General features: G+C 65.6%; 19 protein-coding genes and 1 pseudogene. 18 read left to right on the top strand and 2 right to left on the bottom strand.

Going from position 1 to position 20,623, the window contains the following annotated elements; genetic code table 11:
• Positions 1 to 15 precede the first annotated feature (15 nt).
• Both FEF27_RS11560 and FEF27_RS11555 read left to right on the top strand, forming a co-directional pair.
• Positions 16 to 1,299 carry an AMP-binding protein gene (locus FEF27_RS11560; protein WP_138171052.1) on the top strand — a complete coding sequence of 428 codons (1,284 nt, stop codon included), beginning with the start codon at positions 16 to 18 and terminating at the stop codon, positions 1,297 to 1,299.
• The gene (locus FEF27_RS11555) at positions 1,283 to 2,251 is read left to right on the top strand and encodes a 1,4-dihydroxy-2-naphthoate polyprenyltransferase (protein WP_138171051.1); all 969 of its coding nucleotides are present in this window, start codon (positions 1,283 to 1,285) and stop codon (positions 2,249 to 2,251) included. The genes FEF27_RS11560 and FEF27_RS11555 overlap by 17 nt, the downstream gene beginning before the upstream one ends.
• A 3-nt stretch (positions 2,252 to 2,254) precedes the next feature.
• Here the strand turns inward: FEF27_RS11555 and FEF27_RS11550 are convergent, their stop codons facing one another.
• Entirely contained in the window at positions 2,255 to 2,566 is a 312-nt protein-coding gene (locus tag FEF27_RS11550; RefSeq protein WP_138171050.1) for a hypothetical protein, read from the bottom strand.
• 53 nt (positions 2,567 to 2,619) lie between these two features.
• Between FEF27_RS11550 and FEF27_RS11545 the strand changes: the two genes are divergently transcribed.
• Entirely contained in the window at positions 2,620 to 3,648 is a 1,029-nt protein-coding gene (locus FEF27_RS11545) for a DUF2332 domain-containing protein (protein ID WP_138171049.1), read from the top strand.
• Here FEF27_RS11545 and FEF27_RS11540 read toward each other — a convergent pair.
• Entirely contained in the window at positions 3,620 to 4,414 is a 795-nt protein-coding gene (locus FEF27_RS11540) for a class I SAM-dependent methyltransferase (protein WP_138171048.1), read from the bottom strand. The two genes, FEF27_RS11545 and FEF27_RS11540, sit on opposite strands and share 29 nt — an antisense overlap.
• Positions 4,415 to 4,479: 65 nt before the next feature.
• Between FEF27_RS11540 and FEF27_RS11535 the strand changes: the two genes are divergently transcribed.
• The 15 genes and pseudogenes from FEF27_RS11535 (at position 4,480) to lysS (ending at position 20,305) form a co-directional block, all read left to right on the top strand.
• A complete protein-coding gene (locus FEF27_RS11535) occupies positions 4,480 to 5,616 on the top strand; it encodes a zinc-dependent metalloprotease (RefSeq protein ID WP_138171047.1) in 1,137 nt (378 codons plus the stop codon).
• Between the two features lie 10 nt (positions 5,617 to 5,626).
• The gene (tilS, locus tag FEF27_RS11530; protein WP_138171046.1) at positions 5,627 to 6,646 is read left to right on the top strand and encodes a tRNA lysidine(34) synthetase TilS; all 1,020 of its coding nucleotides are present in this window, start codon (positions 5,627 to 5,629) and stop codon (positions 6,644 to 6,646) included.
• Positions 6,647 to 6,700: 54 nt separating this feature from the next.
• Positions 6,701 to 7,252 (top strand): hypoxanthine phosphoribosyltransferase, encoded by a 552-nt coding sequence (gene hpt / locus FEF27_RS11525; RefSeq protein ID WP_138171045.1) that lies wholly within the window; start codon positions 6,701 to 6,703, stop codon positions 7,250 to 7,252.
• 113 nt (positions 7,253 to 7,365) lie between these two features.
• Positions 7,366 to 9,273 (top strand): ATP-dependent zinc metalloprotease FtsH, encoded by a 1,908-nt coding sequence (ftsH, locus tag FEF27_RS11520; protein WP_138171044.1) that lies wholly within the window; start codon positions 7,366 to 7,368, stop codon positions 9,271 to 9,273.
• Positions 9,274 to 9,381: 108 nt separating this feature from the next.
• Positions 9,382 to 9,954, top strand: coding sequence for a GTP cyclohydrolase I FolE (gene folE, locus FEF27_RS11515; RefSeq protein ID WP_138171043.1), 573 nt, complete (start codon positions 9,382 to 9,384; stop codon positions 9,952 to 9,954).
• A gap of 8 nt (positions 9,955 to 9,962) precedes the next feature.
• Positions 9,963 to 10,799, top strand: coding sequence for a dihydropteroate synthase (folP, locus tag FEF27_RS11510; RefSeq protein WP_138171042.1), 837 nt, complete (start codon positions 9,963 to 9,965; stop codon positions 10,797 to 10,799).
• Positions 10,800 to 10,890: 91 nt separating this feature from the next.
• Positions 10,891 to 11,244, top strand: a pseudogene (gene folB / locus FEF27_RS13895) (dihydroneopterin aldolase); the annotation flags it as partial.
• A 261-nt stretch (positions 11,245 to 11,505) separates the two neighbouring features.
• Positions 11,506 to 11,988 carry a 2-amino-4-hydroxy-6-hydroxymethyldihydropteridine diphosphokinase gene (gene folK, locus FEF27_RS13890; protein WP_424991686.1) on the top strand — a complete coding sequence of 161 codons (483 nt, stop codon included), beginning with the start codon at positions 11,506 to 11,508 and terminating at the stop codon, positions 11,986 to 11,988.
• Positions 11,985 to 12,527, top strand: a complete 543-nt coding sequence (locus FEF27_RS11500; RefSeq protein WP_138171040.1) for a DUF3180 domain-containing protein — start codon at positions 11,985 to 11,987, stop codon at positions 12,525 to 12,527. Before folK ends, FEF27_RS11500 begins: the two co-directional genes overlap by 4 nt.
• Positions 12,517 to 13,026 (top strand): PH domain-containing protein, encoded by a 510-nt coding sequence (locus FEF27_RS11495; protein ID WP_138171062.1) that lies wholly within the window; start codon positions 12,517 to 12,519, stop codon positions 13,024 to 13,026. The genes FEF27_RS11500 and FEF27_RS11495 overlap by 11 nt, the downstream gene beginning before the upstream one ends.
• Positions 13,026 to 14,741 carry a PH domain-containing protein gene (locus tag FEF27_RS11490; protein ID WP_138171039.1) on the top strand — a complete coding sequence of 572 codons (1,716 nt, stop codon included), beginning with the start codon at positions 13,026 to 13,028 and terminating at the stop codon, positions 14,739 to 14,741. Before FEF27_RS11495 ends, FEF27_RS11490 begins: the two co-directional genes overlap by 1 nt.
• 76 nt (positions 14,742 to 14,817) lie before the next feature.
• Entirely contained in the window at positions 14,818 to 15,738 is a 921-nt protein-coding gene (locus FEF27_RS11485; RefSeq protein WP_481850143.1) for a Rossmann-like and DUF2520 domain-containing protein, read from the top strand.
• A 39-nt stretch (positions 15,739 to 15,777) separates the two neighbouring features.
• Complete coding sequence (gene panC, locus FEF27_RS11480) at positions 15,778 to 16,677, top strand: pantoate--beta-alanine ligase (RefSeq protein WP_208009836.1); 900 nt, start codon at positions 15,778 to 15,780, stop codon at positions 16,675 to 16,677.
• Between the two features lie 55 nt (positions 16,678 to 16,732).
• Positions 16,733 to 18,754, top strand: coding sequence for a M13 family metallopeptidase (locus FEF27_RS11475; RefSeq protein WP_138171037.1), 2,022 nt, complete (start codon positions 16,733 to 16,735; stop codon positions 18,752 to 18,754).
• 36 nt (positions 18,755 to 18,790) lie between these two features.
• Complete coding sequence (lysS, locus tag FEF27_RS11470; RefSeq protein ID WP_138171036.1) at positions 18,791 to 20,305, top strand: lysine--tRNA ligase; 1,515 nt, start codon at positions 18,791 to 18,793, stop codon at positions 20,303 to 20,305.
• The last annotated feature ends 318 nt before the right edge of the window (positions 20,306 to 20,623 follow it).

The raw sequence follows: 20,623 nt of genomic DNA, 5'->3' as shown, positions 1-20,623 counted from the left end.
CGGCGTCGTGATCCCATGAACACTCACTCGTGGCAGCATGCGCTGCAGGCCCTCCATGGCACCCGTGAAGCCGGCAGTGCCCCGCTGGAATTCCTCCCGGCCGCGCCCGGCGGCGCCCCGCAGTGGGTTGAGCGCGAGGACGCTTCCGGCACCGGCGCTGCCGCGATAGTGCGCACCTCCGGCTCCACCGGCACCCCCAAGCAGACGCTGCTGTCCTGGGAGGCACTGCACGCTTCTGCGGAGATGACCGCTCAGGCCCTGGGCGGTCACGGGCAGTGGCTGCTGACGCTGCAACCCAGTTATGTGGCGGGATTGGCGGTGCTGACGCGGAGTCTGATCGCCCAGACGGAGCCGGTGACCCTGCTGGAGAACACCACTGACCCGGATTGCTTCAGTCAGGCCGCCGAGCAGCTGAACGCTCAGCGCCGCTTCGTGTCTTTGGTCCCCACCCAGCTCCAGCAGCTGCTGAGCGATCCCGGGCCCCGGCTGCTGGACGCCCTGGCCAGCTTCGATGCGATTCTGCTCGGAGGTGCCCCCACGCCTGCTGAGCTGTTCGACCGCGCCCGTGGAGCCGGCCTGAACGTCATCCGTACCTACGGTATGGCAGAGACCTGCGGAGGCTGCGTCTATGACGGCTATCCGCTGCCCGGGGTCACCGTAGAAATCGGCACCCGCGGCCGGGTGCTGCTGTCCGGACCCATGGTCGCTCTGGGCTACTACGGGGATCCTGAACTCACCGCGAGGAAGTTCGAATGGGTGCCCGACGCGGACTCGCCGCAGGGAATCCCTGTGCGGCTCGACCAGTCCGCCCCGCACGAAGGTCGTTACCGCCGCTTCCGCACCGATGACCTGGGCCAGCTCAGCACGCAGCGGGCCACCGAAGTGGAGACCATTGCTGAGGTCAGCGGCGGGGGACATTCAGCGCAGATTCTGCCGAGGCTCACCGTGACCGGTCGGGCGGACTCAGTCCTCATCACTGGTGGGGTCAAAGTCTCCGCTGAGGAGGTGCGCCGGGCCCTGGAGTCACACTCCGGTGTGCGGGAGGCCTTCGTCGCTGGCATCGACGACGCCCATTGGGGCCAGAAAGTTGTAGCAGCCGTGGTGCTGGCCACTGCCTCCCGGGGCAGCAATCTCTTAGAAGAGCTCAACGAGCTGGTCCGTGAGCGTCTGGGCCCGGCCGCTGTGCCGAAGCACTATGAGCTGCTGGGGTCAATGCCGCTGCTGCCCAGTGGAAAACCTGACCGGCAGGCGCTAGTAGAGACGCTGAAGGAAGGTGACGCCCGTGGCCACCACCCGTGAGTGGATCACCGGAGCCCGGCCCCGGACGCTGCCGATGGCGGTGTGTCCGGTTCTCATTGGTGCCGCCGCAGCTTGGCCGCCATTCCTCGGCCCGCTGGACGTTGCCCCTGCGGAGGGCCTTCCGACAAATTTCAACGCACTGGTCCCTGTGGTGGCGGTGCTGGCGCTGATCGTTGCCCTCGCCCTCCAAGTGGGGGTGAATTACGCCAACGACTACTCCGACGGGGTGCGCGGAACCGATGACGTGCGTGTGGGTCCTCAGCGACTCACGGCCTCACAGTCCGCAGCTCCGACCCAGGTGAAGATTGCAGCCTTCGGAAGCTTCGCAGTGGCGGCCCTCGCCGGCCTGGGGGTGGTGGTCCTGACTCAGGCGTGGTGGCTGCTGGCCCTCGGGGTGCTGTGCGTACTGGCGGCATGGTGGTACACCGGGGGGTCGAAGCCTTACGGGTACCGCGGGCTGGGCGAAGTCATGGTCTTTGTCTTCTTCGGTCTCGTCGCCACTCTGGGCACGGCATTCGCCATCACGGAGGTGGGGCGCCTCCACGGCTTCACCGTGGAATTCCCGGCGGTGACCGCGGGCATCGGGGCGGTCTCCCATGGCCTGATCGCCTCGGCCCTGCTGATGGCCAATAACGTGCGTGACATCCCCACCGACGGTGAGGTCGGGAAAAACACCCTGGCAGTGCGATTGGGACAGACAGGGGCACGGGCCACCTACTGCCTGATGCTGGCGCTCGCACTGGCGCTGCCGCTGAGCCTCATCGGCGCCAGCGCGTGGTTCTGGGTGGTGGTACTGGCCTGGCCAGTGGCGCTACCACCGCTGATGACCATGTGGCCGCGGCGCCATCCCCGCCCGGAGGGCACAGCACTGATCCCGGTGCTCCAACAGACCGGCACGCTGGGGCTGGCCTTCGCGGCTGCCTTTTCAGCTGCGCTGCTGCTCAGCGCCTAGGTCTCAACCCTTCGAGCCAGGCGATTCGTCTCCGTCGTCCTTCTGGTCCTTCTCCAGCTGCTCGAGTCGAGCTTCGAGCATTTCGATCCGCCACCGGTCCTCCGCGGCCAGGTTCACCTCAGACTTGGTCGGGACACGGTCCTCGATCTGCTGGGGCGAGCGGGTGGCCTCAAGCTCTTCAATGCGTTTTCTGAGCTTCTTGACCTCATCACTGTCCGTTCCGGAGGGCAAGGGGCGTCCAGTGGCCATGCTGATCACCTGGGTGATGCCGAACACCACAATCGCCACGATGACGATCCACGCCAACCAGTGCATGTTTCCAGGTTAGCAACCCGTCCTGTGTCCAGGCTCCGCGTATGCTGCCCAGCATGCAGGAAATTTCCACCCAGGGCATCGGCCAGGTGCAACGGCTGTATCGGCACTTCGCCGGGGTGGAAGCCGCTCCGGTCTCACCGCTCTACGCCGAGTGGGCCGCCGAAGTGGCGGAGGATCGCACCATCCTTGAGCTGTTGCTGACACTGGAAACGTCAAAGCGTCAACCGAATCTGCTCTTCGCTGCGGCCAGGATCCACCAGGTGCCCACGGCTCCTTGGGAGCAGGTGCGCCCGGCGCTCATTTCTAGGTGGAAGGCTATTCGTGCCACCATGCAGCAGCGCCGCACCCAAACGAATGAGGCCGGCCGGCTCGCGGTACTGAATCTGGCGTTCGCGAAGATCGCCGCTGAGACCGGAAGGCCGCTGGCGCTCATCGAGGTGGGCTGCTCCGCCGGCCTTTGTTTGTATCCCGATGCCTGGCCGATCCGGTATATCGCAAGTGGCGAGACGACCTACCTCACGCCTTCTGGCGTGCTGTCCACAACTGTGCCGCTGAACTGTGAACTTCGCGGTGTGCCGCCTCCAGACCGCCTCCCGGAGGTGGCGTGGCGGGCAGGGGTCGACCTGAACCCGCTCGACCTCACCGATGAGGAGGACCGGAGGTGGCTGGAAGCCTTGGTCTGGCCCGGAATGGAGTACCGCTTGGAGCGGCTACGAGCCGGAGCCCGGTTGGTGGCGCAAGACCCGCCGCTGCTCAGCGTCGGCGACCTCAGTGAGCAACTGCCCGTGCTGTTGGCCCAGGTGCCCGAGGACACAATTCCGGTGGTGTTTCACTCCGCAGTGCTGGCCTACCTGTCACCCCGGGACCGGGAAAGATTCGTCCAACAGATACGCGAAAGCGGTGTCCGCTGGGTCAGCAATGAGGGGCCGACCATTGTCCCTGAGGTTGCCCAGCAGCTTCACGACGAGGATCCCGCGCGGTCTGGCTTCATCCTTGCCCTCGACGGCAGTCCGGTGGCCCGCAGTGGCCCTCACGGGCAGTACCTCGAGGCGCTCAGAACGGCTTCCGGGCCAGCACAATGATCTCGGGGGAGCTCTGTTCCAACGGGGACCGATCCCAGTCGCCCCACACCTGCTCCACCGCGAAGCCGGCCCGGTGCAGAGACTCCCGCAACACCGTCAGGGGCCGGTAGCGCAGCGGCTCATCCGCTGTGAGGTGCCTGCCGTCCGGGAAGACGTTGTGGCCGCGCGCGGTGATCACCGGGCCCTCGGCGTCGTCGTGCTCAATGTCAACCACTTCAAGCCAGGAGGTGAACTCTCCGCCCTCCGGATGCTCCTGAGTGGCTTTGGTGGAATCTTCATCCCAGGCGTCGTCGTCAAGCCCGTGCGGATTGCGAGACTCGAATGCCAGGAAGCCCCCAGGCCGCAGGGTTCGGTAGGCATCCTTCAGCACCCGGTCCCACTCCTGCCGGGACAGGAAGTATTGGGCCACATGACCCATCATGATCGCAGCGTCGAACCCTGTGGCTGTCACCTGTGCGGTGGTGCCGTGCAGCAGCGTCAGCCGGGCGCCCAGTGAGGCCTGATCCGCCCGGCGCTGTGCAGTGCGGATCATGGCGGCTGCTGGGTCCACACCGGTGACCTGCAACCCCTCACCGGCCAGGCTCACCGCCAACACCCCAGTCCCACACCCGATGTCCAGCACTCGGCGGGCACCCTGCTCCACCAGCAGCTGCCGGTAGAAGTCGAAGTCCCACAGCCCCTGGTTCTCGAGATCGTAGAGCCTGACGAACTCCTCGTCCTCCGTCCACGGATGGGCAAGGGCCTGCGGCGGGGTCTGCGCGGACATGGCGTTAACCTACCGTGAACCGTCCTGGGCAGGTGACAGCCAGGCTCCTGTGATGTGATGGACCAATGACTTCACCGGCAGACCTCATCATCAACTGGGACGTGGCGCGCGCAACGGCATCCCGGCTGGTCCCGCCGGGACCGCCGCTGAGACCTGCCGCCGCCGCGCAGGAAGTCGCTGACCTGCGGCGGGCGGCCGCCGAAGCTGTCGGCTATGTGCACACCATCACCGGACTCAGCGCGGCCGAAGGGCTGGGCGAGGACCAGCGCGACGTCCTGGTGGTGGACCGGCCTGGCTGGTCAACCGCCAACACCGAGAGTTTCCGGCGACTGCTCACGCCCGCGCTGGAGGCGGTTGCGGAGAAGAAGCCTCAGCTGGTCAGCGAAGGCAGCAGCGCGCAGGTGGTCGGGTCCGCGGCCACCGGCGCTGAACTTGGCGGGATCCTCGCATTCCTCTCCGCCAATGTGCTCGGACAGTTCGATCCTTTCCACTCCTCAGAGCGGGCCCCGGCGGGCCGGCTGATGCTCGTCGCCCCCAATATTGTGGAGATCGCACAGCAGCTGAACGTGGACCGCGATGATTTCCGGCTGTGGGTCTGCCTCCACGAACAGACCCACCGGGTGCAGTTCGCCGCCGCACCGTGGCTGCGCGAGCACCTGATGTCCTCGATCAGCACACTCTCGGCCTCCACCCTGAGCGGAGTGGAGAGCCTTCCGCAGCGCATCGCTGAGGCGGTGAAGAGCCTGCGTCAGGAAGCCAAGCAGGACAGAGCCGGTCAGCACGACGACGCCCCCGCCGCACCTGCCCGCAACCGGCTGCTGGAGGCCCTTCAATCGCCTGAAGACCGTGCCATCATGTCCCACCTGACTGCAGTGATGAGTCTGTTGGAGGGCCACGCCAACGTGGTGATGGACGCCGTCGACGCCTCCATCGTGCCGACAGTGAAGACTATTCGGCGCCGCTTTGAGCAGCGGGGGAAGAACCGTTCCCCGCTGGAGAAGCTCGTCCGGAAACTGCTGCAGTTGGATGCGAAGGCCGCCCAGTACCGGGACGGGCAGAAATTCGTCGGGCACATCGTGGACACCGTGGGCATGGAGACCTTCAACACCATCTGGGAATCGCCAGAGCACCTGCCCACCGAGCACGAGCTGCACAACCCGGACAAGTGGATCGAGCGGATGGGCTTCACCCCGCAGGGGTAGGAGCAGGCTGATGGCAGGGGCCCCCTCAGCGTGGCATGCGGCTCGCCGGGCCGTGGGTGAGATGCTCGACCCCCAGGGGCTGAGCCTGGTGGCATGCTCCGGTGGCGCCGATTCCTTGGCCCTGGCCACCGCAGCCGCCTGGCACCACCAGCGCACGACCGGTCCCTCGGCGGAGGCCCGGCTTGGCGGCGTGGTAGTGGACCACCATCTCCATCCGGACTCCGAGGAGGTCGCAGGCCGGACGGTCGGCCAGCTCAAAGACTTGGGACTTGATCCGGTCCGGATCTTTTCCGCTGAGGTGGACCCCGCGTCCCCTGTGGGTCCAGAGGCAGCGGCACGCACCGGAAGGTACCGTGCCTTCCGCCAGGCCATGGCTGACCTGGGAGCCTCGACGGTGCTGTTGGCTCACACCAAGGATGACCAGGCCGAACAGGTGCTGTTGGGGCTGGCTCGCGGGTCCGGCACACGGTCCCTGGCTGGCATTCCGGCAGCGCGGGGACCCTTCCGCAGACCGCTCTTGGAGCTCAGCCGCGCTGACACAGAGGCCATCTGCGCCCACCATCAGCTGAAGTGGTGGAACGACCCGGCGAACGCGGACCCCCGCTTCCTGCGCTCCAAGGTCCGCGCTGAGATCCTTCCGTACCTGGAGCGGGAGCTTTCGGGGACGGTGAAAGACGCGCTGGTCCGCACCGCAAGGATCGCAGCCGACGACGCCGACTATATGGAGTCGCAGGCCAAGGAGGTCTTTCCCGCCCTGTTGGAGGATCCCGACCCCACCGGCACGCTGCGGCTGCACCTGAAGGGCCTCCGGGCGCAGCCTCCTGCCATTCGGCGCCGGGTGATAGCTCTGGCTGTGGCCGCTGCCGGGGGAGCCAACCCCAGCTTCGAGCGGCTCACCGCCGCGGAGAAACTGGTCACCGGCAGCCGCTCCGCCGGCCCGGTGGAAATGGAGGGCCATGTGCGGATCCGGCGGGGTGCGCGGCAGACGCCGGATTATGGAAAACTGGTGGTCGTTCCGCCATCAGGGTGAGAACCGTCCGCCGACCCGCGGGCGCGGCAGAGACCAAGGAGCACTGCGGAGCCGATGGATTCCAAGGACGTCCACGACGACCTCGAAGAAGTTCTCTACACCGCCGACCAGATCCAGACTCGCATCGAGGAGCTGGCTGCAGACATCGACCGTGACTACGCCGATAAGGACGTCCTCATTGTGGGCGTGCTCAAAGGCGCAGTGATGGTCATGGCAGACCTCTCCCGGGCGCTGCGCTCACACATTGCCATGGACTGGATGGCCGTGTCCTCCTACGGCTCCGGTACCAAGTCCTCGGGTGTGGTGCGCATCCTGAAAGACCTTGATGCGGATCTGATGAACCGGCATGTGCTGATCGTCGAAGACATCATCGACTCCGGCCTCACGCTGAGCTGGCTGAAGGCCAATCTGGAGTCCCGCGGACCGGCCTCCGTGGAAATCTGCACCCTGCTGCGCAAGCCGGAAGCCGCCAAAGTGTCGATCGATGTGAAGTATGTCGGCTATGACATTCCCAATAAGTTTGTCGTAGGTTACGGCCTCGACTTCGCGGAGAAGTACCGCAACCTTGACTGCATCGGCATCCTCGCCCCGCACGTCTACCAGTAAGAAGCTCCGCCTGAGGCGAACGTGGAGCCTGCGGGCTTAGCTGGCGTCGTCGTGCTCTAGTACCGTGTGAAGCTGACCCTTATCCTGTGTTCGCACGCGCGCGACGGAGCTCAATGAACTTCAAGAAGATCTTTACCGGCCCCCTGTTCTGGATCCTCCTGGCAGTGCTGATCCTGCTGGTGGCGGTTCCTGCGCTGTTCAGCTCAGCCGGTGCCGGCCAGCGCGTGGACACCAACGTCGGCATGGAGCTGATCGAGGACGGGCAGGTCACTGAGGCGCGGATTGACGACGGCGACTCCCGGGTCGACCTCACCCTGGCCGAATCTTTTGAATTGGACGGCACCGAGTACGAAGATGCCGTGCATTTCCACTTCTCGCAGGCGCGGGCGGAAACCGTGGCGGAGTCCATCGCGGCGGCGGACCTGGATGGGTACACCGACGAGCCCGAGCAGTCGAACTGGCTGCTGTCGATGCTCGGCTTCATGATCCCGTTCCTCATCATCGCCGCGATCTTCATCTGGCTGATTCTGCGGATGTCCGGCGGTGGGTCGCGGGTCATGCAGTTCGGCAAGTCCAAGGCCAAGATGTTCGACAAGGACATGCCGGAGGTCAACTTCCAGGATGTGGCCGGGGCTGAAGAGGCTGTGGAGGAGCTCCACGAGATCAAGGAGTTCCTCTCCGAACCGGAGAAGTTCCAGCGCCTGGGAGCCAAGATCCCCAAGGGTGTGCTGCTGTACGGGCCGCCTGGGACCGGCAAGACGCTGCTGGCCAAGGCAGTCGCGGGAGAGGCCGGGGGGAGCTTCTATTCGATCTCCGGCTCTGACTTCGTGGAGATGTTTGTGGGTGTGGGCGCCTCCCGGGTACGGGACCTGTTCAAGCAGGCCAAAGAGAACTCCCCAGCCATCATCTTCGTTGACGAGATCGACGCAGTGGGCAGACAGCGCGGGGCCGGCGTCGGCGGCGGCAATGACGAGCGGGAGCAGACACTGAACCAGCTGCTGGTCGAGATGGACGGATTCGACGCCAACGCCAACATCATCGTCATCGCTGCGACCAACCGGCCCGACGTGCTGGACCCGGCCCTGCTGCGCCCTGGCCGCTTCGACCGCCAAATTCCGGTGGAGGCCCCCGACTTCAACGGCCGCCAGCAGATCCTCCAGGTTCATTCCAAAGGCAAACCCATGGTGCCCGACCTGGACCTGAAACAGGTGGCCCGAAAGACCCCCGGCTTCACCGGCGCCGACCTGGCCAATGTGCTCAACGAGGCAGCCCTGCTGACTGCGCGTTCCAACGCTGACCTGATTGACGACCGGGCAATTGATGAGGCGATCGACCGGGTGATGGCCGGGCCGCAGAAGCGCACCAGACTGATGAAACATCACGAACGCCGGGTCACCGCCTACCACGAAGGTGGTCACGCACTGGTCGCCGCCGCCCTGAACTACTCCGCACCGGTCACAAAGATCACCATTCTGCCTCGCGGCCGCGCCTTGGGCTACACCATGGTCATCCCCGAGGATGACAAGTACTCCACCACCCGCAATGAGCTCCTGGACCAGATCGCTTACGCCATGGGCGGCAGGGTGGCTGAGGAGATTGTGTTCCGGGACCCCTCCACCGGTGCGGCGAACGACATCCAGAAGGCCACCGACACCGCGCGCCGTATGGTCACCGAGTACGGCATGAGCGCGCGGGTCGGCTCCGTGAAGCTCGGTTCCGGGGACTCCAGCCCATTCCTCGGAAGAGAGATGACCACCGGCAAGGACTACTCCGAGGACCTGGCCGCGATCGTCGACGCAGAAGTGCGCAGCATCATTGATGAGGCCCATGATGAGGCTTACTGGGCGCTGACGGAGAACCGCCAGATCCTCGATACCCTGGCCGAAGAGCTGCTGCGGGTCGAGACGCTGAACGCCATGGAGGTCGCAGAGATCTTCACCGGCGTCACCAAGCGGCCCGTCCGCAAGGTCTGGGAGTCCAGCCCGGACCGCCCCCTGGTAGTCGAGGGTGAAAATGCCTAAGGTGACCGGGCCGCTCGTTTCAGTGGCCGAATGTGCCGTCTCACGGACCAGAAAGGCTCCACATGACGGGCAGATTCGGCCACTGAAGCCGGAGAAAGGGCGGATGAGGTGAGTGACGTCGTCGACCTGGCCCGCATTGAAGCGGCTGTGCGGGAGATCCTGCTGGCTATCGGTGAGGATCCCGAGCGTGAAGGTCTGAAGCAGACTCCTGCCCGTGTGGCGAAGGCGTACGCGGAGGCATTCAGAGGTCTTCACGAGGACCCGGCGGAGCTTCTGAGCACAACTTTCGACATCGGCCACCAGGAACTGGTGCTGGTCCGCGACGTGGCCTTCTACTCCATGTGTGAGCATCACCTGGTGCCGTTCTACGGCAGGGCGCACGTGGGGTATATCCCTGCCGAGGAGGGGAAGGTGACAGGGCTGTCGAAACTGGCGCGCCTGGTGGACATCTTCGCCAAGCGCCCCCAGGTTCAGGAGCAGCTGACCACGCAGATCGCCGATGCGCTCATGGAGCATCTGCTGCCCGAGGGCGTCATTGTGGTGATCGAGTCCGAGCACCTCTGCATGTCCATGCGGGGGGTGGCGAAGCCGGGTGCGAAGACGGTGACGTCGGCGGTGCGCGGCGCGCTGCGCAACGCCGCGACCCGCTCGGAGGCGATGAGCCTCATCCTGCACAGTTGAGGTCCGGCATGACGCGCATTATGGGCATTCTCAATGTCACTCCGGACAGTTTTTCGGACGGCGGTCGCCTCCTTTCTGGGGCGGGATCAGTGGAGGTCAGTGCCGCTGTCGGTGAGGCCGAACGGCTGCTGGCCGCGGGAGCCGACATCATCGACATCGGCGGGGAGTCCACCCGGCCGGGCGCCGATCCGGTGCCGCCGGCGCAGGAGCAGCAGCGGATTCTGCCTGTGGTGGAAGCGCTGCTGGACCTACCTGCGACGGTGTCGGTGGATACCCGGCACCCAGAGACCGCGGCGGCGGCGCTGGAAGTCGCCGGTGCGCGGGCCCCGCAGATGGTCATCAACGATGTCTCCGGCCTGCTCACTGCACCTGCGATGCCCCGCGCCGTCTCTGACTATGGCTGCGGGGTCGTGATCACTCACAACAGGGGCCACGCCCAGAACATGCAGTCCCGCGCGGTGTATCACGACGTCGTCGGTGAGGTGATGACCGAGCTGGAGACGGTCCGTCAGCAGTATCTCGACGCGGGGGTTGCTCCGGAGCAGATTGTGCTGGACCCGGGGATCGGCTTCGCCAAGACGCACCAGCAGAACTGGGAGTTGCTGCGCCACCTGGGGCAGTTCACGGCGCTGGGCCACCGGGTTCTGCTCGGAGTCTCCCGCAAGGGATTCCTCGGTGAGCTCCTGACCGATGCCCACGGTGTCCCACGGCCCGCCGCTGGGCGCGAAGCGGCGACCGCGGCGCTGAGTGTTCACGCCGCCGCCACCGGGTGCTGGGCAGTGCGCGTCCACGACCCCCGTCCCACCGCTGATGCCTTTGCGGTGTTCGCAGCGCTGGGTCACTGACCGGCCGGCGGTTCCCACTGGAGCCGACGCACTCAGGCGAGACCGTGCGCCCCGCTTCAGCCTGGATGCGCCGGTGGCGTAGCCTGGGAGCATGGGCTATGACGTGATTCGGCTGAACGGCCTGCAGCTGAGTGCAGTCATCGGTGTGCTCGACCACGAGCAGGTCACCGAGCAGCCGCTGTCCATCGACGCCGAACTGCGCCTGGATCTCAGCCGAGCAGGCCGCAGTGACGCCCTCGCGGACACCGTGTCCTACGCCGCAGTCGCGGACCTGATTGAACGTATCGTCTCTGCTGAGCGGTTCGCCCTCATCGAGGCGCTGGCTGAGGCTCTCACCACCGCCATCCTGCGCTCAGACCCGCGCATTGAAGCCGCCGCAGTGACGGTCCACAAACCGCGCGCCCCCCTGACGCAGACGTTCGACGACGTCTCGGTCACCATTCACCGCACCCGGGCCGAGATCCCCGAAAGTCCGGCGCTGAACCGGCCATGGCCACGGGTTTCGGGAGTCTACGAGGGAGAGTTGGTCGAAGACACAGCCGGGTTCGCCTCGGCAGACTCCGCCCGAGGGCCGGAGGAGAGTTACACCGTCACCACGCCGGCGGGCCGGCTGGATCACTATGACCGGACCTCACTGGCCGAGTTGGGTCACGAGGCGGCGGTCACCGATCATTTCCGTGATCCTGACCTTCCTGCGGCGTTCCCCGTGCGCAGCGTCCTGGCACTGGGGTCCAATCTCGGCGACTCCTCAGCCACGCTCGCCTCAGCGGTCCAGGCACTTGAGGAAGCTGAGGACGTCGTCGTCATCAATGTCTCCCCCCTGGCCCGCACCAAACCGGTGGGCGGGCCGGAGGAGCAGCGTGACTTCCTGAACCAGGTGGTGGAGATCGAAACCCGGCTCTCGCCGCACCAGCTGCTGGACCTGGCCCACCGGATCGAAGACCAGCACAACCGGATTCGGGAGGAAAGGCACGGTCCCCGCACGCTCGACGTCGACATCGTCACCTTCGCCTCCGCCGCCATCGACGCGCCGCGGCTGCAGGTGCCGCATCCCTCAGCTTCCGAGCGGGCCTTTGTCCTGCTGCCGTGGAGCTGGATGGACCCGGTGGCTCTGCTCGAGGGACGTCCGGTGCGTGAACTGGCACGCGAGGCCGAGGACTACGATGACGTGGTGAGGCTCGAGAAGTGACACAGCTGCGACCGCTGTGGCTGCTGGTCATCGCCCTGGGCGCAGCATTAGCCGGATACCTGGCCACGGTAGCGATGTCCGCCGGGGGATTCAGCTCTCCGGTGCTGCCGCTCTCCTCAGCGGTGACGCTGGGGGCGATCGGGGGAATCGTCCTCATCCTGGGACTGATTGTCTGGCGTGACCAACGCCGGATAGAACAGGCAGCTGATGAAGCACGCCGGGAGAAGCCCCGGAGCCGGCCAGCCCGCAGGATCCACCCCCTCCAGGCCGTCCGCGTGGTGGCCGCCGGCCAGGCCTGCGCCTACGCGGGAGCGCTGATAGCTGGATGGCACGCCGGGGTGCTGATCGACCTGGCGCCAGCAGCAGGTGCCGGCACCCCGAACGTGACTTCCGCCCTGGTGGTGGTCATCGGCGGCTTGATCTGGGTGATTACCGGGTTCGTGGTGGAGACGCTGGGCAAGCTCCCCCCGGACAGCGGACTCAGTCAGAGCGAGCCACGCTTCGACGACAACGGAACGGAGCCGAATGCTGCACTCTGAGGCCATCGACCCCGCTGGGGTGGAATGGACACGCGTGGACGAGAAGTACATTACGGTCAAGTTCATCACCGGCATCACCGGCTGGTTGGTCACCTTCGCCATCCTCGGGGTGCCGCTACTGCTGAGCTGGACAGGAGTCTGGACGCTGCCGCTGTGGCTGCAGGTCCTGGTGATCGGAGGCCTGGTGCTCTGGGCCGGAGTGGACCTCGCGCTGGTGCCCCGGCGGGTGCGCGCCATCGGATACCACGAGCGCGCAGATGATCTGCTGATTCGCCGTGGCCTGCTGTGGCAGCGCGTGGTCGCCGTGCCTTACGGGCGGATGCAGTACGTGGACATCGAGGCTGGGCCGATCATGCGGAAGTTGGGGCTGTGCACCGTACAGCTGAAGACCGCCTCCGCCGCTACGGACGCCACCATCCCCGGGGCGGTGCGCGCCGAAGGTGCGCGGCTGCGAGATGAGCTGGCCGCGCGTGGACAAGCACGGCTGGCCGGACTCTGATGACCGGCGATTCCGCCAGAGAAGCCTGGTTCGACGCCACATGGACCAAGGTCCACCCGCTGAGCCCACTGGTGCGCGGATGGGTCACCATCGTGGCGATTCCGGCCGCATTCTTCGCCTACAACTGGGAGATGTGGTCCAACCTCTGGAATGCCTGGCGCAGCGGGGAGTTGGTCGACAACGTTCAGTCGAACCCGCTGCCGTATCTGATCGGCGGAGGCGCCTTCCTCGCGCTGGCGCTGCTGATCTTTATCGGGTTCACACTGTCGTGGTGGTTCACCCGCTATAAGATCACCGCTGAGCACGTCATGGTGAAGTCGGGGATCCTCGTCCGGCAGCACCGCCAGGCCCGTATCGACCGCGTCCAGGCGGTGGACCTCCGGCAGCCGCTGCTGGCCCGAATAGCCCGGCTGGCCGAGCTGCGGTTCGAGGTCGCGGAGGGGGATGGGACCGCGGCCACGCTGGCTTTCCTGCGCAAGCGCGAGGCTGAGCGGCTGCGCACTGAGATTATGGACCGCGCCGCCGGTCGGCTCGCCGCCCCGAACCCCCGTCAATACGACCACCCCGCGGCGGGCACCGCCCACAGCGCGTCGCTGAATGTGGGAAATAGCGCTGATTCTGCGGCTATTTCCCACATCCCGAGACGCTCTGTCCACGAGCCTGCGGAGACGGCTGGTCCCGATGAGGCGGCGGTGCCGGCCGGGGCGCAGACGCCGGCCGCAGTCCCGGACCGTCACATCGCCCGGGTGCCCATCTGGCGGCTGATCGCGTCCATGATCTGCGGCCCCGGCGGCGTCGTCGTGGTGCTCGTGGTGGGCATCTACCTCACCTATCTGCTGCTGACCACGGCCCTGCTGTGGTTCAGCGGGGAGCAGGAGGCCTCGGTACTGATGGAGATCGGACTGCAGCCTGCGGTGGGCATCCCCATCCTCATCGGCGCGGTGCTCGGGTTCTGGGGACAGCTGACAGGTGGGTGGAATTTCACCGCGACCATGACCCAGGCGGGACTGCGCCTGAAGTACGGGCTGACGACCACCAACACCCAGACAGTGCCGCCAGGCCGGGTGCAGGGGATCCAGATTCAGCAGGGACTGCTGTGGCGGCCGTTCGGCTGGTACCGAGTGATCGTCACCGTGGCCGGGTACGGACTCGACTCCCGCACCACCCTTCTGCCAGTGGGCACTGCTGGTGATGTGATGCGCCTGACCGCAGAGATGTTCCCGGACCTCCGAGTGGACCGCCCGGAGCAGATCTTCATGGAAGGGCTCCAAGGGTCGGGGGATCACGGCAGCTTTACGGCAGTCCCAGCCCGGGCCGCGCTCTTCGACCCCTGGGTGCGCCGGCGGCGTGGCTTCTTCACCACCCCCAGCGCGCTGCTGATCCGTGATGGTCGCATGACACGCCGGCTGACGATGGTCCCTCACGAGCGGATCCAGTCCGCTGCCCTGCAGCAGGGGCCGCTGGCCCGGTGGCGAAGAGTCGCCACCCTGCACATTCATCTCCCGGCTGGACCGATCACAGTGCTGGCGCAGAACCAGGATCTGCAGCAGATCCGGCAACTTTTCGAGCAGGAGACCGGATACGCGGCCGTGGCTCGGCGGCTCACCGACCGCAACCAGTGGATGCTGCCGGAGGAGCTGGCGGAGTTCGAGAAGAACGTCGCTGAGGCAGTGGAGAAGCTCGACGACGCCGCGGCCCCACCTGCGGCCCCTTAGACTTGCGAATGCTGTCCGCAGACGGGGCCCTGACAGCTCCTGCTGCGGCGTCCACCCGATGTAAGGACCGCAGATGATGTCTGAACCGATTGATCCCTATGCCGCCGACCTGCCGCCCTGGGCCAGGGACGGCCGCTTGGGTGTGGGTGTGATATCCGCTGGAAAAGTCGGCGCGGTGCTGGGTGCGGCACTGCGCAGTGCGGGTCACCAGATCGTCGGAGTCCACGCCGTCTCGGCAGATTCGCAGGACCGGGCGGAAAACCTGCTGGCCGGTGTGCCGGTGCTGCAGATCCCGGAGATCGTCCGCCGGGCAGAGCTGGTCCTCCTCGCGGTGCCAGATGACGTCCTGCATCAGCTGGTCAGCGGAACCGCCGATGCCGGTCATTTTCATCCGGGCCAGCTGGTGGTCCACACCTCCGGCCGCTACGGCGTCGGCGTGCTTCAGCCTGCAGTGGAAGCGGGAGCTATCGGGCTGGCCATTCACCCCGCCATGACATTCACCGGAATGAGCATGGACCTGCAGCGGCTCAGCGCCAGCGCATTCGCTGTCACCGCCGAGGACGCGGTGCTGCCGGTGGCGCAGGCGCTGGCCGTGGAGATGGGAGGGGAGCCGGTGGTGGTGGAGGAGGAGCATCGGGGTGCCTATCATGCAGCCCTGGCCCATGCCTCCAACCACCTCAATATCCTTACCGCCCAGTCGGCCGAGGTGCTGGAGCGGATCGGGATCGGCGACCCTGCACGCGTGCTGGGCCCACTGATGCAGGCCTCGCTCGACAATGCGCTGGCCTCCGGTGCGGGGTCGCTGACCGGTCCGGTGGCCCGGGGCGACACGGGAACGGTGCGCCAGCACATGCGGGTGCTGGCCGAAACGCAGCTTCCCCCCGATGTCCGGGGCGCCTACCGCGCCATGGCACAGTCAGCGGTCCAGCGTGCCCTCGCGCTGGGCACCCTGACGGAGGCTCAGGCGGCCGAGCTGCTCGACCTGCTGGACCACTAGCATGCCAGTCTCGGTGCGCGGCGCCACTAGACTGTGCCCGTGACTGAGGTCTTCGACACCGTGACAGGAATCCGCGCCGCGGTGCTGCAAGCAGTCGAGCACACCGCCGCTGCCCATCCGGTAGTCGGGATCGTGCCGACCATGGGTGCGCTGCACCCCGGTCATGCCTCGCTGCTGCAGGCGGCACGGGAGTCCTCAGACGTTGTCATCGCCAGTGTTTTCGTCAACCCCCTGCAGTTCGACGACCCCACCGACTACCAGCTGTACCCCCGCCAGCTGGAGACGGATATGCAGATGCTCACTGAGCACGGCGTCGACTGCGTTTTCGCTCCCGACCTACAGGAGATGTACCCCGGTTACCCGGCTGCGCCGCTGATCAGGGTCAGCACCGGGGAGCTGGGCCGACGGTGGGAAGGAGCCTCGCGGCCGGGGCACTTTGACGGCGTCGCCACGGTGGTCACCAAACTCTTCACCATACTGGCCCCTCCAGCTGCCGTTGCCTGCGAAGCCTGGTTCGGGCAGAAGGACGCAGAACAGCTCGCCGTGATCCGCCGCCTGGTGGAGGACCTGAACCTTCCGGTTCGGATCCGGTCCCTGCCGAATGTGCGGGACGAGAACGGTGTGGCGCTCTCCAGCCGAAACCTGCGGCTCAGCGCCGCAGACTACGACGCCGCCTGCGCCCTCTCCCGGGCGCTGTTCACCTTGGCGGCGCGCGCGCAGGCACATCAGCCGCTGGACCTTTCCCAGCTGCGGGCTCAGTTGCAGGCGGCCCAGCGTCTGGATCTCGACTATCTCGTCGTCGTTGACCCCGACACGATGCAGGAGACTGCTGATGACCCGCTGCGCCAGCCTGCGCTGGCGCTGATCGCCGCCAGGGTGGGGCCAGTGCGGCTGATCGACACGATGGAACTCTGCCCTGGGGCGGCGCCGACCGGGTGAGTGCAGAGGCTGATGCCGCTGCAGTCCCAGGCTTGCCCTGACGTAGGGTGGATTCATGAGCACACAGACCGACTTTCCCTATCGGGACACCAGTGTCCGAGCCCAGGATGACCTCAACCACCACGTCAACGGCCAGTGGCTGAAGACCGCGGTCATTCCCGACGACTTGGATGCCTACGGCTCCTTCCTTGAGCTGCGGGACAAGGCGGAAGCCGATGTGCGCACCATCCTGGAGGAGGCCGCAGACGCTGCCGGCCACCAGGCCAGTGACCTGGACCCCGACTTTGGTGAGGTCCAGCAGCGCATCGGCACGTTCTACCGGGCTTTCATGGACGCTGATCGGGCCGAGGAGCTGAAGCTGACCCCCTTGCACCAGCGGCTGCAGGACATTGAGTCCGCCACCACGCCCGGAGAACTCATGCGGCTGTGTGCGCAGTGGCAGCGGCAGGGATTGGAGGGGTTGCTGACAGTCGGTGTCACCCGGGACGCCGGAAACCCAGAGCGGGAGCTGTTCCACCTGATGCAGGGCGGGCTGGGCCTTCCGGATGAGGCGTACTACCGGGAGGACACCTACCGGGAGATTCGGCAGAAGTATCAGTCCCACCTGGAGTCCTTCCTGGGCTTCGCAGGGGTGGCAGACCCAGCTCAGGCAGCGAGTTCGGTCTTCACCCTGGAGAAGGAACTTGCCTCCCATCATTGGGACCGTGTCACCACCCGGGACGCGCAGAAACGCTACAACCTGAAGTCTCGCGCCGCGGTGGAGCAGGCGATGCCGCTGATCAGCGAAGCCATTGCAGGTTGGGAGCTCACCGAGGCGCAGGCTGCCGAAATGGTGGTGGGGCAGCCCGATGTGCTCGGCGCTTTCCAGGACGCGCTCACCGACCAGCCGCTGGAGACGTGGAAGCACTGGCTGCGGGTGCAGTTGTTGCGCTGGGCGGCACCACTGTTGCACTCCGAGGTGGTTCAGGAGCATTTCGACTTCTACGCCCGGACCCTCAACGGTACGCCACAGCTGAAGGAGCGGTGGAAGCGGGGTGTGGCGCTGACCAACGCTCACCTGGGGGAGGATGTGGCCCAGATCTACGTCGCCAGGCACTACCCCCCGGAGGCCCGGGAGGCGATGGACGATCTCATCGCAGCGCTGATCGAGGCGTACCGGCGGTCCATCTCGGAGCTGGACTGGATGGGAGAAGCCACCCGAGGGGAAGCGCTGAAGAAGCTCGACGCGTTCACCTCGAAAATCGGTTTCCCGGCCACGTGGACGGACTATTCAGCCTGCGTGGTGACCACCGAAGACCTGATCGGCAATGTCGCCAGGGCTGCTGAAGGAGAGTGGGACCGTGAAGTGGCCAAGATTGACGACGGCCCGGATCCCGACGAATGGCACATCACTCCGCAGACGGTCAACGCCTACTACCACCCGCTGGAAAACGTCATCTGCTTCCCGGCGGCGATCCTGCAGCTGCCGTTCTTCTCAGCTGAGCGGGACATGGCGCAGAACTTCGGTGCTATCGGCGCGGTGATCGGGCACGAGATCGGTCACGGCTTCGATGACCAAGGATCCCGCTACGGCGCAGACGGGTCGCTGACCGACTGGTGGACAGCCGAGGATCGAGCCGCATTCGAAGAGCGCACCGCACGGCTTGTGGAGCAGTTCAGCTCGCTCAGCCCCACAGTGCTGGACGATGACCACACTGTGAACGGGGAGCTCACACTGGGGGAGAACATCGGTGACCTCGGCGGACTGGGCATCGCCCACAAGGCGTACAAGCTCTGGCTTGCTGCGCGGAACCAGGGGGTGGCCATCACCGAGGCGGCGGGACCTGAAGAGCACGACGACGACGCCGTTGAGGACCTCACCGGTGATCAGCGATTCTTCTTCGCCTGGGCGCAGGGGTGGCGCAATGTGACGCGTCCTGAGCGAGCACTGACGCTGTTGAGCATTGACCCGCACTCACCGGCTGAGTTCCGCGCCACCCAGCCGGTGAAGAATATCGACGCTTTCCATGAGGCGTTCGGCACCGCTGAGGGCGATGGTATGTACCTTCCGCCTGATCAGCGGGTCACTATCTGGTAGTTCTTCTACGCGGAGTAGAAGACGTAAACTGGCGGGGTGACTGAGCAGACTCCCTCCGGCAACCGCATCGACACCACCGATCAGCGCGCAGTGCGTATGGACAAGCGCGCCCGGCTGCTGGAGAAGGGTCAGACGCCATATCCGGTCGTGGTGGAGCGTACCTCCTCATTGGCCGAGGTGCGCAGACGTTTTCCCGACGTCGAGCCCGGGGCGTCGACCGGCGAAATTGTCTCAGTCACCGGGCGGGTCATGTTCATCCGCAATACCGGCAAGCTCTGCTTCGCGACACTGCAGGAGGGTGGGCCCCAGGGAAGCGGGACCCGGCTGCAGGCCATGATCTCGCTTGCCCAGGTGGGCGAAGACAGCCTCGCCGAGTGGAAGTCCACTGTAGACCTGGGCGACCACATCCAGGTCACCGGTGAGGTGGTCGCCTCACGGCGCGGCGAACTCAGTGTGATGGCCCAATCGTTCAGCTTCGCCTCCAAAGCTCTCCGTCCGCTTCCCGTGCTGCATGCGGAGTTGAATGAGGAGACCCGTGTGCGGCAGCGGTACGCCGATCTGATCGTCCGCGATGAGGCCCGCGAGATGGTCTACACTCGCGCAGCGGTCGTCCGGGCGATTCGCGACGCGCTGCACGCCCGTGACTACGTGGAGGTTGAGACGCCGATCCTGCAGCTGCTGCACGGTGGTGCCCAGGCACGTCCGTTCCACACGCACCTCAACGCTTTTGATCAGCCCATGACCTTGCGTATCGCCACTGAGCTCTACCTCAAGCGAGCCGTGGTCGGCGGTATCGACCGCGTTTTCGAAATCGGGCGAGTTTTCCGCAATGAGGGAGTCGACTCCACACACTCTCCTGAGTTCACCATGCTGGAGTCCTATGAGGCGTGGGGGGACATGTACCTCATGGCCGAACGCATGCGGGAGATGATCCTCAAGGCCGCCGAAGCCGTCGGCGCGGGTCTCCAGATTCACACTGACAAAGGTGTGGTCGATCTCAGCGGCGAATGGGCGTGGATGTCCGTGTATCCGGGACTGTCCGAGGCAGTGGGGGAGGAGATCACCCCTGAGACTGATGCAGAGGTCCTGCGCCGCGTCGCCGAGAGGCACCAGGTGAAGGTTGATTCCTCTTGGAGCGCGCAGAAGCTGGTCCTGGAGCTGTTCGGTGAAATTGTTGAACCGACGCTGCTGCAACCCACATTTGTCTGTGACTACCCGCCGGCGGCGCAGCCGTTGGCCCGCCCACACCGTGATAAGCCCGGGGTAATTGAAGCGTGGGACCTCATCATTGCCGGTATGGAGACCGGAACGGCCTTCTCAGAGCTCATCGACCCGGTGATACAGCGTGAACGGTTGGTGGCGCAGGCCCAACAGGCCGCTGGCGGAGACGAGGAGGCAATGCAGGTTGACGAGGACTTCTTGCGGGCTTTGGAATACGGTGCCCCACCAATGGGTGGAATCGGACTGGGAATCGACCGTCTGGTGATGCTGTTCACGGGCACTGGTATCCGCGAAACAATTTTATTTCCCCTGCTCAAGCCGGAAAGTTAAGTCGAAATGGAAAACTTTTGGACGTACTTTGAAGTGTTGGCCCCCTCCGTGGGTGTCGGCCTGGTCTTTTGGCTTGCTATGCGCGCAATCTTCCGGGCTGACCGGAAAGAGCGGGCCACAGAGGCCGCCGTGCGACAGGAGCTTCAAGACACAGCGAATAAAGATTCAGAAGATCATCAGTAACTGATCCAAGCTGTATTTTTCCTGGGAATTACCGAGTTGACGGTGATTGTTTCTTGCTGGGATAATGAATCCGTCGCCGGAGAATTGGTCCCTGGCTACTTAAGAGGCTCTTCGCAGATGAGGGTGTAGTAACCG

This window comes from Nesterenkonia sphaerica (genome assembly GCF_005771565.1).
Lineage (GTDB): Bacteria > Actinomycetota > Actinomycetes > Actinomycetales > Micrococcaceae > Nesterenkonia > Nesterenkonia sphaerica.
The sequence above is the reverse complement of the archived record's forward strand: the minus strand, read 5'-3'. Positions and strand labels throughout refer to the sequence as shown.

Bases quoted from the DNA above. Each gene is read 5' to 3' on its own strand.
- FEF27_RS11490 (WP_138171039.1), top strand. From the start codon at position 13,026: ATGACCGGCGATTCCGCCAGAGAAGCCTGGTTCGACGCCACATGGACC.
- FEF27_RS11550 (WP_138171050.1), bottom strand. From the start codon at position 2,566: ATGCACTGGTTGGCGTGGATCGTCATCGTGGCGATTGTGGTGTTCGGC.
- ftsH (WP_138171044.1), top strand. From the start codon at position 7,366: ATGAACTTCAAGAAGATCTTTACCGGCCCCCTGTTCTGGATCCTCCTG.
- FEF27_RS11535 (WP_138171047.1), top strand. From the start codon at position 4,480: ATGACTTCACCGGCAGACCTCATCATCAACTGGGACGTGGCGCGCGCA.
- hpt (WP_138171045.1), top strand. From the start codon at position 6,701: ATGGATTCCAAGGACGTCCACGACGACCTCGAAGAAGTTCTCTACACC.
- tilS (WP_138171046.1), top strand. From the start codon at position 5,627: ATGGCAGGGGCCCCCTCAGCGTGGCATGCGGCTCGCCGGGCCGTGGGT.
- FEF27_RS11485 (WP_481850143.1), top strand. From the start codon at position 14,818: ATGTCTGAACCGATTGATCCCTATGCCGCCGACCTGCCGCCCTGGGCC.
- FEF27_RS11475 (WP_138171037.1), top strand. From the start codon at position 16,733: ATGAGCACACAGACCGACTTTCCCTATCGGGACACCAGTGTCCGAGCC.
- FEF27_RS11545 (WP_138171049.1), top strand. From the start codon at position 2,620: ATGCAGGAAATTTCCACCCAGGGCATCGGCCAGGTGCAACGGCTGTAT.
- FEF27_RS11540 (WP_138171048.1), bottom strand. From the start codon at position 4,414: ATGTCCGCGCAGACCCCGCCGCAGGCCCTTGCCCATCCGTGGACGGAG.
- FEF27_RS11560 (WP_138171052.1), top strand. From the start codon at position 16: ATGAACACTCACTCGTGGCAGCATGCGCTGCAGGCCCTCCATGGCACC.
- folP (WP_138171042.1), top strand. From the start codon at position 9,963: ATGACGCGCATTATGGGCATTCTCAATGTCACTCCGGACAGTTTTTCG.